The sequence below is a fragment of the Spirillospora sp. NPDC048911 genome, from assembly GCF_043198015.1.
Taxonomy (GTDB): Bacteria; Actinomycetota; Actinomycetes; order Streptosporangiales; family Streptosporangiaceae; genus Spirillospora.
The window spans coordinates 86,133-100,665 of record NZ_JBICUD010000009.1 but is presented as its reverse complement, the minus strand read 5'-3'; the positions used below and the strand labels follow the sequence as shown (position 1 = coordinate 100,665).

Sequence of the window (14,533 nt, the reverse complement as noted above, 5' to 3'; positions counted from 1 at the left end):
GCGGCGGACGTGCCCGGCGGCTCTCGCGGCGGACGTGCCCGGCGGCTCTCGCGGCGGACGTGCCCGGCAGGCGCGGGTCAGGCGTTGCCGGTCAGCAGGCCCGCGAAGAAGTCGACGATCGGCGGTCGCGTCGCCGCCGCGTCGTGGCCCGCTCCAGGCACCACGACCTTCCGGATCACCGTTCCTTGCTGGGCCAGGTTCTCGGCCAGCCGGTCGAGTTGTTCCGGTCGACTCTGGCCGGGGTAGCCCATGGCGGCCAGGTCGGCCCGTCCGTCGTCATCGCCGCCCACGACGAGCAGCACCGGTACCCGGGCCACCGCGCCGGGGTTCGCGGTGGCTCCGAACCGCTGCCGAGTGTCGCCGACGCCTTCCGGCCAGGCGAGCGAGTGGTCGAGCAGGGTGACGGTGCCCGGTGCGCTGACCGCGACCGCGGCGACCCGGTCCGGGTGGAGGTAGAGGAAGCGGTGGGCGAACTGGCCGCCCCCGGAGTGCCCGCACAGCAGCACGGTGTCGACGCGGGCGCTCCACCTGAACCGCACCTGCTCCAGGATGTCGAGCAACACCAGGTCAAATCGGATGCCGTGGGCACCGACGAGCGTGTAGTCGTGCACCTCGTCCGGGTCGTCGATACCGGCCGGGAACAGCGGTGTCACGACGATGACGTTGTGGCGTTCCGCGAAGGCGATGAACCCCTCCCGCAGTTCTCCGACGCTGCGGCCGGTGCCGTGCACGGCCACCATGACGGGCAGCTCGGTCTCAGGCGTCCACCCCGTCGGAACGTAGAGGCAGTAGCTGCAGCGCGGCTCGTTCGGCGCGACGAAGAAGGGTGTGCGCTTGGTCAGGAGCCGGCGGCCGGGATGCGTGGCGGGCAGGTCCGCGACGCGGATCACGAGTTCTCTCCGCGAGGCTCTTCCGGCCGGGGGGCCGTCATGCGTGCGAGGGGGACGTGGTGCTGTCCCGCATGGATGTCGCGGTCCCGGAGCGAACCCTGGCTGACCGGACGCGGGAAGGAGATCTTCACGACGTTGAGCGACGGGATCCGGAACAGCCGGATCGTGCTCTCGTCGACGCGGTAGAGCTCCGCGATCACGCGTTCGTTCAGGAACGACTCGTCCGCGGCGATCCGGTAGCCGGCGGCGTCGCGCATGAAGAGCTCCATGGTGACCCAGAACGGACCGGCGTTCTTGGAGCGGACCTCGTGGGCGAGATCCGCGAGGGTGAGGCCCCCGAGGGCGGCCGCGGTCTCAGGCATGGGTCTTCTCCCCCATCTCGATCCGGAACAGGCTCGTCGGAGCGTCACAGTCCACGACGTGGTTCAGCACGAACTCGTACGCCGCGCCGCGTTCGACCTCGGCGGGCGAGGACGCGAACGCCAGGCTCGGCAGGTAGCTCATCCCCTGGGCCGGCAGGTGCAGCATGAGCGGATTGACGACCTTGGCGACCGCCGTGGCCGTCGCCTGGTCGGGCGCATTGACGAGCAGCATGACGCCGACCTCGCGCGGCGGCCCGTTCTCCGGTTCGAGCTCGTCCAGCACCGCGTTGTGCCCGTAGAGGCGCAGGTCGAACGCGTATTCGTCGTCCGCGAGCCCCAGCGTCTGGCCCACCCGATGGCTGATCATCGTGCGCATCAGCTCCGCCCAGGCGTCGATGTCCGCGAGGATCACCGGGTCGCGGACCGCCGAGAACGACATCGTCTCGTAGCCGGTGATCCGGGCGCCCTCCAGCTTGATCGTGTACTGATCGGCGACATGGAACCTCGCCCCCTCGACGCGGACGATCCGGTCGTCGACCGCGGTGTACCGCGCGTCGCGGACGTCCAGGGTGCCGGCGGGCTCCCGCATCTCGAACGGGTCCGCGGTCTCGTAGAGCATGTGGGCGGCCACCGAGATCGGCGTGCACGACACCGCGGGATCGAGCGGCTCGATGGTGAAGCCGCCGGCGTCGATGGTGGCGAGGACCCCGCCCGCGCGCGGGTCACCGGTGCACTGGCCGCCGCATTCGACGATCTTGGCGGCGTGCCAGGCAGGCCCGGCGGGCATCCCCCTCATGAGCGGGTAGGCGGCCGCCACCGCGGTGTCGGTGGCGCGTCCGGCGAGCACGACCTGGGCACCGGCGCGCAGCGCCTCGACGATCGGTTCGTGCCCCATCGCCCCGACGATGTGGGTGCAGCTTTCAAGCGTCTCGGCCCGCAGCTCCCCCAGCGGCGGCAGCGGGTGGATGCGGCCGGCGTCGAGATGCTCCTTGAGGTCGGCGGCGCCCTGCTCGCTGTAGATTCTCGCGACCTTCAGGTCCAGGCCTTCCTCGGCCATCACCTCGGCGGCGATCTGAGCGACCCAGTCGACGCCGCGGTCGGTCCCGCTCGTGCCGCAGGAGCCGACGATCACGGGGATGCCCGCGCCGGACGCGGCCGTCAGCAGGCTGCGCAGGTCGCGGGCCACCGCTTTGGCCGCCGTCTTGGGCGTCGCGGACCCAAGGTAGTAGGGACCCGAGTCGGTGGACCCGGCGTCGATGCTGATGACGTCCGCGCCCAGGGCGATGCCGCGCTCGATCGTCGCGTGGTCCCAGCCGGCGCCGAGCATGCCGCTCGGCGACAGGACCCGTACCGACTCGACCTGTTGGCTGTGCATGTTCCTCTTCTCCTTGTCAGTTCACCGGGAACTGCGGCCGGCCTTCGAGCGCCGCCACGAGTTCCTCGGCCCCTCGACGGCCCGCCGCGGCCCGTGCCTCCGCCGTTTGCCCGGCCAGATGGGAGTAGACGACGATGCCGTCCACCCCACGCAGCGGACTGCCGGGCGGGAGCGGCTCCTCGCCCACGACGTCGAGCGCGGCGCCCGCGATCTCTCCTTGCCGCACGGCCGCGACCAGTGCGTCCTCATCGACGATGGGACCGCGGGCGGTGTTGACCAGCAGCGCCGTCGGCTTCATCTGCTTGAACGCCGATTCGCCGAGGAGGCCCCGGGTCCGTTCCGTGAGCGCGGTGTGCACCGAGACGTAGTCGGAGCCGGCCAGCAGCTCGGGCAGCGTCACGAAACGGACGGCGGGATCGCTCCGCAACCGCGCCGGCACGTTGGTGGTGCAGACCACGCTCATGCCGAAAGCGCGCGCTAAGGGCACCACTGCCCGAGCCGATGCCCCGTAGCCGATGAGCCCGAGGGTGGAGCCGCGCAGTTCATGCCCGTCCTCGCGCGGCCAGGCCCCCTGTGCCACGCCTCGTGCGGACTGGACGAGGCGCCGGGCGCCCGCGAGCAGCAGCCCGATGGTGTACTCGGCCACGGCGTTGGCATTGACGCCCGGCAGGTTGCTGACGGTGATCCCGAGCCGGGACGCGGCGGCGATGTCGATCGAGTCGTGGCCCACGCCCGTTCGCACGATGACGCGCAGCCGAGGCGCGCGGGCGAGGACGCCCGCCGTCAGCGGATCGTTGGCCACCAGCGCCGCGTCGATCCCGGCGAGCGCCGCCGCGAGCTGGTCAGGATCACGTCGGCCGACGGCGGGCAGGTGCGCGGTCTCCAGCCCGGAACGTCTCAAGAACAGATCGACCTCGTCACCGGGACGCAGGTAGTCCGTGGTGATCAGAACGCGGGGCACGGCTGTCTCCCTCGTGGACGATGGAATGCGGGCAGGGGTCGTCATAACGCGCCGGGGACGTCACGGTGCGGACGGGGCGTCATAGCGCGCGGGTGGCGGTGGACCTTCGCTGCAAGGCATGGACGCGCGCGACCGCCAGCACGGCGAGGAGCGCGACGACCGCGACGTCCAGCAGCAGCAGGGGCCAGCCCGTCAGATCGACCATGCCGCCGACCAGTGCCGGTCCAAGGAAGCCGCCGCTCACCCAGCCGACGGTGTAGAGCCCGGTGTAGGTCCCGACCACGCGGTCGGACGGGGCGAGGTTCCACAGGACGACGACCGCGTTGACCAGGAACGACGACGCCCCCGCCGCCGCCACGCAGAGGCCGATGACGGCGCCTGCGGGAGTCTGCACCACGGTGCCGAGCACCATGCCGGCCGCGAACACCGACATCCCGACCATCATCACCCGCAGCCGTCCGAAACGCTCGGCGAGCCTCGCCACTGGATAGGCGGCCACGATGAAGGCCACTCCGCTGGGCAGGGTCAGCCCGCCCGCCTCGCCGCGGGACATGCCCAGCGCCTCCATGCCGTACGGCGTCATGAGCGCCCGCGAAGCGGCCCACGCGCCCCCGAAGAGAAGGATCGACACGATGAGCAGCGACCTGCTGCGATCCGGGTCTCTGACGATCTCCAGCACCGTGTCCCGCACCCGTACGCCGGGTGCCGCCGCGCCGCCCCGCACGCCAGATGCCGCCGCGCCGCCCTGTACGCCGGGTGCCGCCGTGCCGTGCTGTTCGCGATCCTCGGCGAGTGCGGTCTGGTAGGCGGGCGACCGGCTGTCCCGTACCTTCGCGGCGAGCACGGCCAGGGACGCCACCATCAGGATCGCGGGAATCGCGAACGACGACGTCGGGTGGTCGTCGATCAGGAAGATGCTGATCAGTGCCGCGACCATCACCGTGAGGCTCGATGCGATCTTGACGACCGCGTTGGCGCGGCTTCGCCGTTCGGGCGGGATGAAGTCGGGGAGAAGGGATTCGGCGATCGGCTTGAACGAGTTCGCGACCAGCGCGTAGCTGAACATCACCAGGATCAGCAGCGGCAGCGAGGCCGCGGCGTGCGGGATGGCGAGGAACAGCAGCGCCGCCAAGGGCATCCCGACGACGAGATAGGGGATGCGTCTCCCCCACGACGTGCGCGTGCGGTCCGATCGGTTTCCCATCCATGGCTGGATGAAGATGCCGAGCAGGTTGTCCATCCCCATCAGGAGACCGACGAGCGCCGCACTGCCGGTGTGCTCGCGGAGCAACGGCGGAACCTGCGAGTCGTAGAGGTTCCACGTCGACTCCTGCGCGAACACCGCCAGGGCTACGAGGAACGTGATCCGCCCTGTCCGCGCACGTCGCGTGCTCGCCGTCGTCGTCATTCGGCACCTTCCCTGTCACCACCGCCGGTGCGGCGACCGCCACCGTACTTTTGCTATAGCAAGACGGTCAAGAGTTGCTTAAATGGTTTGCTATGGCGACTAGAGTGGTGCCGTGCCGAGTGAGACGTTGAGGGGCCTGCCGACCGACACGCTGGCCGACCGCGCGTACCGGGCCATCCGCGACGCGATCACGACGGGCGAGCTGCGGCCGGGGCAGAAGGTCACCGAACGCGGGCTCGCCGAACGGCTGTCGGTGAGCCCGACGCCGGTGCGCGAGGCCATCCGGCGCCTCGAACAGGACGGCCTGCTCGAACGGACCGGACCGCGCACCGTGCAGGTGGCGGCGTTCGGAGACGCCGCGATGCAGGACCTCGCCGAGGTCGAGGTGGCCCTCCGCGGGATGGTGGCCCGCTTCGCCGCGCGGCACGCGTCCCCGGCACAGCTCGACCATCTCGACGCCGTGCTCGACGAGGCCGACGACCTGCTGATCGTCATCAAGCAGCGCCACCAGGCCGGGCGGGAGGTGTCCCGGCACCTGGACCGGCTGCTCGACGCCATGCAGCGCTTCAACGAGGGCGTCGAGTCGTGCGCCCACAACCCGGTTCTCGTGCGCCTGCTCGGCCAGACCCGGGTGTTCCCCCCGCCGGAGCGGCGGGCCAGGCTGATCGAACGGATCAGCAAGAACGACAGGTTCGGCCTGGATCGCTACGGGAGCCATCGTGCGCTCGTCCGGGCTCTGCGAGCGGGTGACTCTGCGACGGCCGAGGCGCTCGTCATCGACGACGCCCGCGGCGGACTCGAAGACCTGCTCGCCGCACCGACGGCGCCTGCGGCGACCTCGGCCTCCGCCACCCGAACCTGAGGTCCCGGGGCGGCGACGGCAGCCGTACGCCCACCCCTCGACGGCGCCGTCGCGCGTAAAGCGCTCTCGAAACATCTCGTCCACCCGTGCAACGGAAACGCAGGCGATTCCGTATGAGGTGTGTTCACGCGGCGAGTGTCGACGACGAGAGGCGGGACGCCTGTGGGATGGCCTACGGATCGAGATCTCGAGTTCACCGAGTTCGTGCGGGCCCACCGCGCGGCGCTGGTGCGGGTGGCGGCGTTGCTGGCGTCGGGAGACACGGCCCGGGCCGAGGACGTGGTGCAGACGGCGCTGACCCGGCTGTACCAGGCGTGGCCGCGGGTGCGGCCGGACACCGTGGAGGCCTACGCGCGGCGCTGTGTCGTGAACGCGGCGACGGACGAGCGCCGCAGCCCGTTCCGCCGCCGCGAGCAGGTACGGGCCCAGCTGCCCGACCGCGCCGCCGCCGGCGCCCGGCACGACGACAAGGCGGCGATCACGGCGTTGCTGGCCACCCTGCCCGCCGGCATGCGCGCGGCGGTCGTCCTGCGGTACGTCGAGGGCCTCAGCGTCGCCGAGACCGCCGGCGCCATGGGCTGCAGCGAGGGCAACGTCAGAAGCCAGAGCGCACGCGGCCTGGAGCGGCTGCGTGCCGTCTTCCCCGAACGCACGCGCAGCGCCGGCTGATCATCCCCGACCCTTCGAAGGAGCAGTGAAATGTCAGACCTGATCGACGTGCTGAGGACGCTGCGGCACGACGCCGACCCCGGACCGGCCGCGGCGGACGTCGTCGCCGCCGACCTCGCGCGCGGGCACCGTGCCCTCGGCCGCCGGCGCCGCCGCCGGATCGCGTACACGGGCGCGGCCCTGGCCGTCGCGGCGTGCGCGGCGGTGGGCGCCGGCCAGCTCGTCCGGTCCGGTGACGCCACGGCCCCGGCCGCGAGGGGCGCCGGCCCGGCGCCACAGGCGTCACGGGTGCAGCTCGTCGCCTACTCCGGCGCCCAGCCGGCCGGCTTCAAGGTCCGTACCGTGCCGGCGGGCTGGAAGGTGGTCTCCTCGGACAGGGGGGCGTTCGTGGTCGCGCCCCCCGGCACGGACACCGCCCCCTCGTCGCAGGGTCCGGACGGCGGCGGGGGCATCAGCCTCGAAGGCCGCCTGGCGGTCATGCTCCAGGGCCTGTCGCGCCTTCCCGGCCACTCATCGGTGACGAAGGTCGACGTCAACGGCGAGCAGGGGCAGCTCGGGTTCGCCGACGGCGGGAACGCCACGACCCGGGCCAAGTGGCTGATCTTCCCGGACGGCGCGGGCCACAAGGTGCTCGTCCAGGTGCCGGTGTCGCTCGGCCTCACCGACGACCAGATCGTGCGTTTCGCGCGCGGCATCACCGTCACCAGCGAGGCGCAGACCACAGGCGGCTGACATCGGGCCCGTGATCCTGGCGAGCACAATGCCTCGCCAGGATCCGCGCCGCTGCGGCATGGCCGTGAGGCGCGACCTATTCGCTCATGGAAAGCGCCCTCTGATCCAGAGACGACGAAATCGTGCCCTCTCAAGAAAAGCAGCTCCATGAACGCCTAAGAGGACCTGCGGCGCCCAACTCCGCGGTGCACGATCTCGCTGATCCACGCCAAGGCGAGGATCCACTTCCGATACACCCTCGACCGGCTCCACGAGCGCGCCCTGGACGGCGCGGTCGAGCAGCCGTGCCCTGGGGGTTCATCCGGCCCGGCGGCGGGCCTCGATGAACGCCGTGGGCGTCCCCGCCCTGCCTATCTGACCTTCCAGTTAGCATCGTTGCGGTGACGTCCTCCCCTCGGAACAGAACGGCTTGAGGAGAACAAGTGAACCCCGACATTGCCGTCGACGCCCTGATCTACGCGTTCTCAAGCCATGGGTGCAGGGCCCATCTCGAAACCGCCAATACGCTCATCATCCGTTTTCCCGAAGGCGGCAAGAGGTCGGTGGACATCACTGAATGGCGGATGTTCGTCAGCCGCACTCCCCCTTCGGCCCTGCCGGGAAATGCAGCCCATTGGGCCCAGGCGGTGGTGTCCAAGCACATGACGCAGCGGGCCGCGCCGGCGGCCCCCGCCCCGACGGCCCCCGCCCCGGCGGCCCCCGCCCCGTGGGCCGCCCCGCCTCCCGGCCCGGCTCCATGGGCCGCGCCCACCCAGCAGCCCGCGGCACCGTCCGAGGTCGGACGAATGATCGAGGCGGGAACCCTGCGTGTGCGGCTCTACCCGGAGGACGCGTTCGCCCAGCCACCCGGTCTGCGCGAGGCGATGCTCATCCGCCCGCTGGCACAGGGCCTGGTCCAGGCCGTCGTCGAGGACCTTCCCGACTCGATCCGCCCGGTGAACCGGGTCGACCTCGGCGGCGTCCCGGAGAACGAGGCCTTCGGCGTCGGCCTGCGCGCGGCGATCGAGAAGGAGGACCACTACACCGAGCGTAAGGAGGTCCGCGGCGTCCCGATGATGTACGTCGGCGGCCAGAACCGGTACGTCGGAGCCCATGTCCACGTCCTCGGCCGGCACGTCCGGCCCGGCCGGGTCGGCGCTCTGGTGGCCTTCCCCCTCCCCGAGTACATCTTCGTCCACGAGATCGGGGAGACGGTGATCTTCCAGGCCATGGCGACCATGCAGGACCTCGCCCGGACGTTCGCCGCCGACGGCGAGAAGCCGATCTCGTCGCAGCTCTACTGGTGGCGCCCCGGCGGCTACGAGCAGCGACCCGAACAGCAGGCGCTTTCCAGCGGCCAGACTCCCGACCTGCGCGCCGTGGGCGTCGACATGGAGCACAACGGCGACCAGGTGAACGTCAAGACCCACAACGACACCACGCTGGAGCTGATCGACCTCTGGACCCGCGAACAGAACATCCCGCGACGCTGACGCGCACAGCGTCCAAGGGCCCCATGCGGGATTTGGCGAACTGCACAAGCGCAGCGCGGTGATCTGATTACAATCGGCGACGGTCGGGTGTTTCCAGCGATTTCCGCCTAAGGCGGTGGGCACGATGGACTGGACGAGCCGCAGGCATCTTCGCCGGGCGGTGGCGGTCGCCTCCATCGTCGCGTTCGGCTGGGCGGTGTGCGGTGGATGGGCCGGGGTGGCGCTGCTGGTGGCTGTGCCGGTCCTGCTGGCGGGTCCGCGTAGCGCCTGCCGGTGCGTGTGGGCGGGCGTGGTGACGGGTGTGCTGGCCGCCGCCGTGGGCATCGCCCTGTGGCGGCACTGGCTCGGGGGCGCGCTGGCCGTGGTCACGGGGTTCACCCTGGCGGTGGCCCTGGCGAGGTTCGCGGTGCCGCTGTGGGTGCGGTCCCGGGTGCCGCCGTGCCGGTGCTGGGAACGGCGGTCGATGACGGATCTGCGTGATGCCGTCGAGGTGATGCGGCGGGTGGTGGTCAGGCCGCTGCCGCGTGAGATCGCCGGCATGGCGGCCGAGGTGCGTTATCTGACGGCGGGCGGTGTGGGCGGCGATCTGTACGAGGTGGTGGACACGCCGTTCGGGGTGCGGCTGATCATTGGCGACGTCAGGGGGAAGGGACTGCCCGCCGCGGAGCTGGCGGCCGACGTGCTCGGCGCCTTCCGGGATCTGGCCCAGCACGAGGCGAAGCTGTCGGCGATCGCGGTGCGCCTCAACGCGCTGCTGGTCCGCAGGGGTGGTGAGGAGGACTTCGCCACCGCGCTGCTGGTCGGTTTCCGGGCGGACGAGGGCAGCGCCGAGCTGGTCTGCTGCGGCCATCCGGCGCCGTTGCGGATATGCGGCGAGCGTGCGCGCCCGGTCGAGATGCTCGATCCGGCCCCGCCGCTGGCACTGTTGGGGCTGGACGACGGGCAGTGCACCGTGGAGGCGACCCCGTTCGGCCCCGGCGAGGCGCTGCTGTTCTTCACCGATGGTGTGACCGAGGCCCGCGACTCCCGTGGCCGCTTCTATCCGCTCCGCGACCGGGTCAGCGCGTTCCAGGGCGATGAGCTGCTGGAACGGCTCGTGGCCGATCTGCGCCGGCACGCCGGAGACAGGCTCCAGGACGATGCCGTCCTGCTGCTGATCCGGGCCGCCGGGCAGCCGGCGGCCTCGCGGCGTTCCTGATCCCGCACCGGACGGCCCGGTCGTGCTCGGACGTCGCGCGCCGGGGCGTCAAGGGGACGAGTCGACGGGCATCGCCAGCGCCTCGGCGACACCGGACGCGAGTTCCTGGGCGCGCCCGTCGGCGTGTGCGCTCTCGTAGGCACGGTCGCCGATCCGCTCGCGGGCCGACTCCTCGCAGGCCAGGCGCGGGCCGATGAGCATCGGGATGCCCGCCTGCGGGATGCCGATGCTGCGCCACACCGTCTCGGCGATGCCCAGGAGCCGGGCGGCCCGCGCCGCCTCACCGGTGGCGCCCACCGCCTCGGCCAGCAGGTCGATGGCCTCGGCGGTCCCGAGCCGGTCACGCAGCGACCACTTCACGCGTCCCGCCGTGCGTGCCGACGCGGCCGCCGCCTCCGGCCTGCCCATGGCCAGCTCGCCCATCCCCCGGAAGAGCTCGGCATAACTGCGCGCCCACAGGTCACCGCGCTGCACGCAGCGTTCGCGGACCGCGTCCAGGACCTCCAGCGCCTCGTCGTACTTCCCGGCTCCGAGCAGTCCGACACCGACGGCCAGCTGCATGTATGCCTCGCCGATGCCCCGGTCGCCGCTCCGGGCGAACAGGTCGATCGCCTCACGTGCCATCGTCACGGCCATCGTGTGATCGCCCAGCAGGACGCCGAGCACGCCGTCCATGCCGACTCCCCAGGCCAGGGAGAAATCGTCGGCCTGGGCCCGGGCCTGCGCGCGGCACTCGATCGCGTACCTGGCGGTGACGTCGGGTTCACCCTGCAAGCCGGCGAGCCATGCGCAGGACCACAGCCCCCGGGTCCGCGCGGAGCTCGGCTCGGGACACAGCGCCAGTGCGCGCTCCAGGTAGCGGCGCCCTTCCTTCATCATCCCGCACGGGAACCAGTAGAAGATCAGCAGCCCCGCCATCTCCAGACCCGCCGGCCGCTCTTCGGGCCGGGAGAGGCAGAACTCGATCGCGAGCCTGAGGTTGGCGTGGTCGTGCCCCAGCCGTGCCTGCCACGCCAGCTGGTCGGGTCCCCACCATCCGGCGTCGAAGGCGCGGGCGACCTCGCGGTAGTGGTCGCGGTGCCGTACCCGTACCTCCGGCTCCTCGCCCAGCCGCGCCAGCCATTCCGCGCCGTACTCGCGCAGCGTGTCAAGCAGCCGGTAACGGGCGCCCTCGCGCACCACGATCGACCTGTCCACCAGCCCGGCGAGCAGGTCCTCCACCTGATCGGACGCCAGCCGGCCCGCACAGCACACCGCCCGGACGGCCTCGATGTCGAAGGAACCCGCGAACACCGACAGCCGTGCCCACAGCAGACGTTCCAGCGGCAGGCACAACTCGTGGCTCCAGCCGATCGCCGTCCGCATCGTCTGGTGGCGTGGCAGCCCCGGGGATCCTGGGCGCTCCAGGAGCCGGAAGCGGTCGGTCAGCCGTTCGGTGATGTCCGGGACGCTGAACTCCCGGAGCCGGACGGCCGCCAGCTCCAGCGCCAGCGGTATCCCGTCCAGCCGCCTGCACAGCCTGATCACCTCGGGCCCGGGCGTCAGATCGGGGACGACGGCGGCGGCACGGTCCATGAACAGCCGCACCGCCGGATTGCGGGCGGGCTCGGCGGCGCCGGTCGGCAGCGGACCCACGGTGAGGACGCGTTCGCACGCCGCTCCCAGCGGTACCCGGCTGGTGGCCAGCAGCCGCAGGCCGGGCGCGGCGTCCAGCAGCAGGCCGGCGAGCTTCGCGCACGCCTCCACCTGATGCTCGCAGGTATCCAGGACGACCAGGACCTCTTTGGCTGCCAGGAAGTCGACGAGGACCTCGATCTGCGGCCGGGTGGTCTGGTCCTCGATCCCGATCGTCGCGCTCACGGTATGAGCCAGCAGGTCCGGATCTCGCAGCGGGGACAGCTCGACCAGCCACACCCCGTCGGCGCCCACCGAACGCGCCCGCCCCGCCGCCCGCACCGCCAGCCGGGTCTTGCCCACGCCACCGACCCCGGTCAGCGTCACCAGCCGTTCCTGCGCGAGCAGCCTGACGACCTCGGCCACCTCCCCTTCGCGACCGACGAAGCTGGTCGGCTCTCCGGGCAGGTTCCCCGGGCTCACATGTGCCATCTCAGAGCCCCTTACGGCTCGCGTCCGGCCCTCTCGCCGCGGGAAAGGCCATAACTCTCCAACACCGAAATACTACGGGAAGTGACCAGGCCGTTCCCGCGGAACCGCTCAAGCCGACCGCGACAGCGGCCAATGATCAGCAAACCGACCCGCACCACAGAAGCGCCGTCTTTCCCGCGCTGGAGGATCAGGGCAATCTCCGCGACCTGCTGATGGGGGAAGCTTGTGAGGCGCGGGGCTCTCCACAGCCCGCCGTGCGCGTGAACAGCAAATCCGCTCGCTGGTGCCACACGTTGCGAACACCTGCCCGGATCGACGAAATGTTCTCGCTGAGTACGCCACTGCGAATGATTCGGAATCAGAGCTGGAGATCCCGTCGGCTGCGCAGCCGGTCACGCTCCAAGGACAGACAGTCAATAATGCCTGGCAGGCAGCCACAAAGAACTACTTTGCAACAATTTTAAGATTCAAGGGGATTGTGAGCATGGATGCCTCTTGCGACACTTAATGTGCTGGACGTGCCGATCGAACGGGGCTCCACAGTATAAATCTGACTCTGTGTCACGGAAAGTTCGATGCGTTTTAGGACTCGTAGGGAGAGGTATTGGACGTCGTTGTGCACGAACTCGTGGAGGACCATTTCACGCTACGGGACGTCCCCGACTTCGGGTTGCCTGAACCGGTCTACGCGCAGGCGCTGGACAACCTGGTTCAGGCCAACGTGGACGTGATCGTTCACACCGGCGACGACCGGATCCTGCTCGGATACCGCAAGGACCTGCCACTACGGGAGATGTTCTGGGTGTTCGGCGGCCGGATGAAGGTGGGCGAGACCATGGCCGACACCGGCGCGCGTGCCCTCGTCCGCGAGCTCGGACTCGATGTGGACCGGGGCCGGCTGTCTTTTGCGAACATCTACAACGTGATGTGGGGAACCAGAAGCGCGCCGCCCGAGGAGCGCGGATTCCAGACCCTCCTCACCCTGATGAAGTACCGGTGCACCGAGGAAGAGGCCGCGTCCGTCACCGTCGCCGACAACACCCACCAGTCGGTGCGCTGGTACTCCACCACGGAAATCCGCGAGCTCCACACCTCCGGGTCCGACTTGATCCACCCTTTTCTTCCCATCGTCCTGCAGAACGCGGGACTGTACTGACCGACTAGACGTCCGGCCCGCTTGGACGCTCGGCATTCCCACATTCCGCATTCCTGCGTTTCCGGCCGCCTTGCCGGCATCCCGAGACGGGAAGCCAGCAGAAGCCAACTCACTTCTGGAGGCACGTGTGAACTGTCGTTCCTGCCACACCGTTGACCTGACCGAAGTCCTCGATCTCGGCAACCAGTACCTCAGCGATTTCCGGGACGACGATCGTCGTCCACCGCAGTGGCCGTTAACCCTGATGCTGTGCCGGGCGTGCGGGCTTCTGCAACTGCGGGACACCACCCCACGGGAGTTGATGTACCACGATCGGTACGGGTTCCGGTCGGGGGTCAACGAGGCGATCCGCACCGACCTGCGTTCCATCGTGGAGCACGCTCTGACGACACATCCCGGCGCGCGGCGATGGCTCGACATCGCCTGCAACGACGGCACGCTTCTGTCGTTCGTCCCGCGGGAGATCCACCGCGTCGGCATCGACCCGGTGACGACGTTCGAGCCCGAGTCGCGTCAGCACGCCGACAGGATCATCGTCGACTTCTTCCACCCGCGCTGGTTCGCCCCCGGCCCGGACGGTCAGGACCACGAGCGGTTCGACATCATCACGTGCGTCTCCATGTTCTACGACCTGGACGACCCGAACGGATTCGTCGCCGACGTCGCCGAGGTCCTGGCCCCGGACGGCGTGTGGGTCATCCAGCAGAACTACCTGCTGACCATGCTGGAGTTCGGCGCGGTCGACAACGTCTGCCACGAGCATCTCACCTACTGGTCGCTGGCCGCGTTGGAAGATCTGCTGGGCCGGCACGGCCTGGAGGTCAACGACGTCCTGCTGTCGGAGGTGAACGGCGGCTCCTTCCGAACCGTGGTGTCGCGTCGCGGTGCCCGGCCGGTCAGCCCGTCCGTCGCCGCGCAACGCGACCTCGAAGCGAGGGCCCGCCTGCACGAACCCGGCACCTGGTACCGGTTCGCCGATCGCGTGCGCAAGGCGTTCGGTGACCTGCACCGCCTCATCGACGAGATCAACGCGGCCGGAGAACGCTGCTACATCTACGGCGCGAGCACCCGGGGCGGAACGATCTGGCAGGCCGCCGGCCTGACCGCGCGGGACCTGCCGTTCGCGGTGGATCGGCAGGCGGCGAAGATCGGCCGCACCATCGCCTCGATCGGGGTGCCGATCATCTCCGAGGAGCAGGCCCGCGCCGATCATCCGGAGTACATGCTCGTCGCGCCGTGGTTCTTCCGCGAGGTGTTCATCGAACGGGAGCGCGACTACCTGCGCGCCGGCGGCAAACTCATCTTCCCGCTGCCCGACCTGGAGATCGTGGGCGCCTGAGCC

13 protein-coding genes are annotated in these 14,533 nt (G+C 70.4%); 7 read left to right on the top strand and 6 right to left on the bottom strand.

Annotation, left to right across the window (positions count from 1 at the left end):
* Positions 1–77 precede the first annotated feature (77 nt).
* The 5 genes from ACGFNU_RS35310 to ACGFNU_RS35290 all read right to left on the bottom strand — a co-directional run bounded on the left by ACGFNU_RS35310 (position 78) and on the right by ACGFNU_RS35290 (position 4,996).
* Positions 78–890, bottom strand: coding sequence for a hypothetical protein (locus tag ACGFNU_RS35310; RefSeq protein ID WP_392600862.1), 813 nt, complete (start codon positions 888–890; stop codon positions 78–80).
* Positions 887–1,252, bottom strand: a complete 366-nt coding sequence (locus ACGFNU_RS35305; protein ID WP_392600860.1) for a DUF4387 domain-containing protein — start codon at positions 1,250–1,252, stop codon at positions 887–889. The genes ACGFNU_RS35310 and ACGFNU_RS35305 overlap by 4 nt, the downstream gene beginning before the upstream one ends.
* Entirely contained in the window at positions 1,245–2,627 is a 1,383-nt protein-coding gene (locus ACGFNU_RS35300; RefSeq protein ID WP_392600858.1) for an acyclic terpene utilization AtuA family protein, read from the bottom strand. The genes ACGFNU_RS35305 and ACGFNU_RS35300 overlap by 8 nt, the downstream gene beginning before the upstream one ends.
* A 16-nt stretch (positions 2,628–2,643) precedes the next feature.
* A complete protein-coding gene (locus tag ACGFNU_RS35295; RefSeq protein ID WP_392600856.1) occupies positions 2,644–3,588 on the bottom strand; it encodes an NAD(P)-dependent oxidoreductase in 945 nt (314 codons plus the stop codon).
* A 79-nt stretch (positions 3,589–3,667) separates the two neighbouring features.
* On the bottom strand, positions 3,668–4,996 hold the full coding sequence (locus ACGFNU_RS35290) for an MFS transporter (RefSeq protein WP_392600854.1): 1,329 nt from the start codon (positions 4,994–4,996) through the stop codon (positions 3,668–3,670).
* 112 nt (positions 4,997–5,108) lie between these two features.
* On the opposite strand from ACGFNU_RS35290, the gene ACGFNU_RS35285 reads away from it, so the two are divergent.
* The 5 genes from ACGFNU_RS35285 (at position 5,109) to ACGFNU_RS35265 (ending at position 9,929) form a co-directional block, all read left to right on the top strand.
* Positions 5,109–5,858, top strand: a complete 750-nt coding sequence (locus tag ACGFNU_RS35285; RefSeq protein WP_392600852.1) for a GntR family transcriptional regulator — start codon at positions 5,109–5,111, stop codon at positions 5,856–5,858.
* A 162-nt stretch (positions 5,859–6,020) separates the two neighbouring features.
* Positions 6,021–6,527, top strand: coding sequence for a SigE family RNA polymerase sigma factor (locus ACGFNU_RS35280; protein ID WP_392600850.1), 507 nt, complete (start codon positions 6,021–6,023; stop codon positions 6,525–6,527).
* Between the two features lie 30 nt (positions 6,528–6,557).
* Positions 6,558–7,259: a hypothetical protein gene (locus tag ACGFNU_RS35275; RefSeq protein ID WP_392600848.1), complete on the top strand. Its 702-nt coding sequence runs from the start codon at positions 6,558–6,560 to the stop codon at positions 7,257–7,259.
* Positions 7,260–7,681: 422 nt separating this feature from the next.
* Complete coding sequence (locus ACGFNU_RS35270) at positions 7,682–8,731, top strand: hypothetical protein (RefSeq protein WP_392600847.1); 1,050 nt, start codon at positions 7,682–7,684, stop codon at positions 8,729–8,731.
* Positions 8,732–8,855: 124 nt separating this feature from the next.
* Positions 8,856–9,929, top strand: a complete 1,074-nt coding sequence (locus ACGFNU_RS35265; protein ID WP_392600846.1) for a PP2C family protein-serine/threonine phosphatase — start codon at positions 8,856–8,858, stop codon at positions 9,927–9,929.
* A gap of 48 nt (positions 9,930–9,977) precedes the next feature.
* On the opposite strand, the gene ACGFNU_RS35260 is transcribed toward ACGFNU_RS35265, so the two are convergent.
* On the bottom strand, positions 9,978–12,035 hold the full coding sequence (locus tag ACGFNU_RS35260) for an ATP-binding protein (RefSeq protein ID WP_392600844.1): 2,058 nt from the start codon (positions 12,033–12,035) through the stop codon (positions 9,978–9,980).
* A gap of 604 nt (positions 12,036–12,639) precedes the next feature.
* Here ACGFNU_RS35260 and ACGFNU_RS35255 point away from each other — a divergent pair.
* Complete coding sequence (locus ACGFNU_RS35255) at positions 12,640–13,191, top strand: NUDIX domain-containing protein (protein ID WP_392600842.1); 552 nt, start codon at positions 12,640–12,642, stop codon at positions 13,189–13,191.
* A gap of 127 nt (positions 13,192–13,318) precedes the next feature.
* Complete coding sequence (locus tag ACGFNU_RS35250) at positions 13,319–14,530, top strand: class I SAM-dependent methyltransferase (RefSeq protein WP_392600840.1); 1,212 nt, start codon at positions 13,319–13,321, stop codon at positions 14,528–14,530.
* The last annotated feature ends 3 nt before the right edge of the window (positions 14,531–14,533 follow it).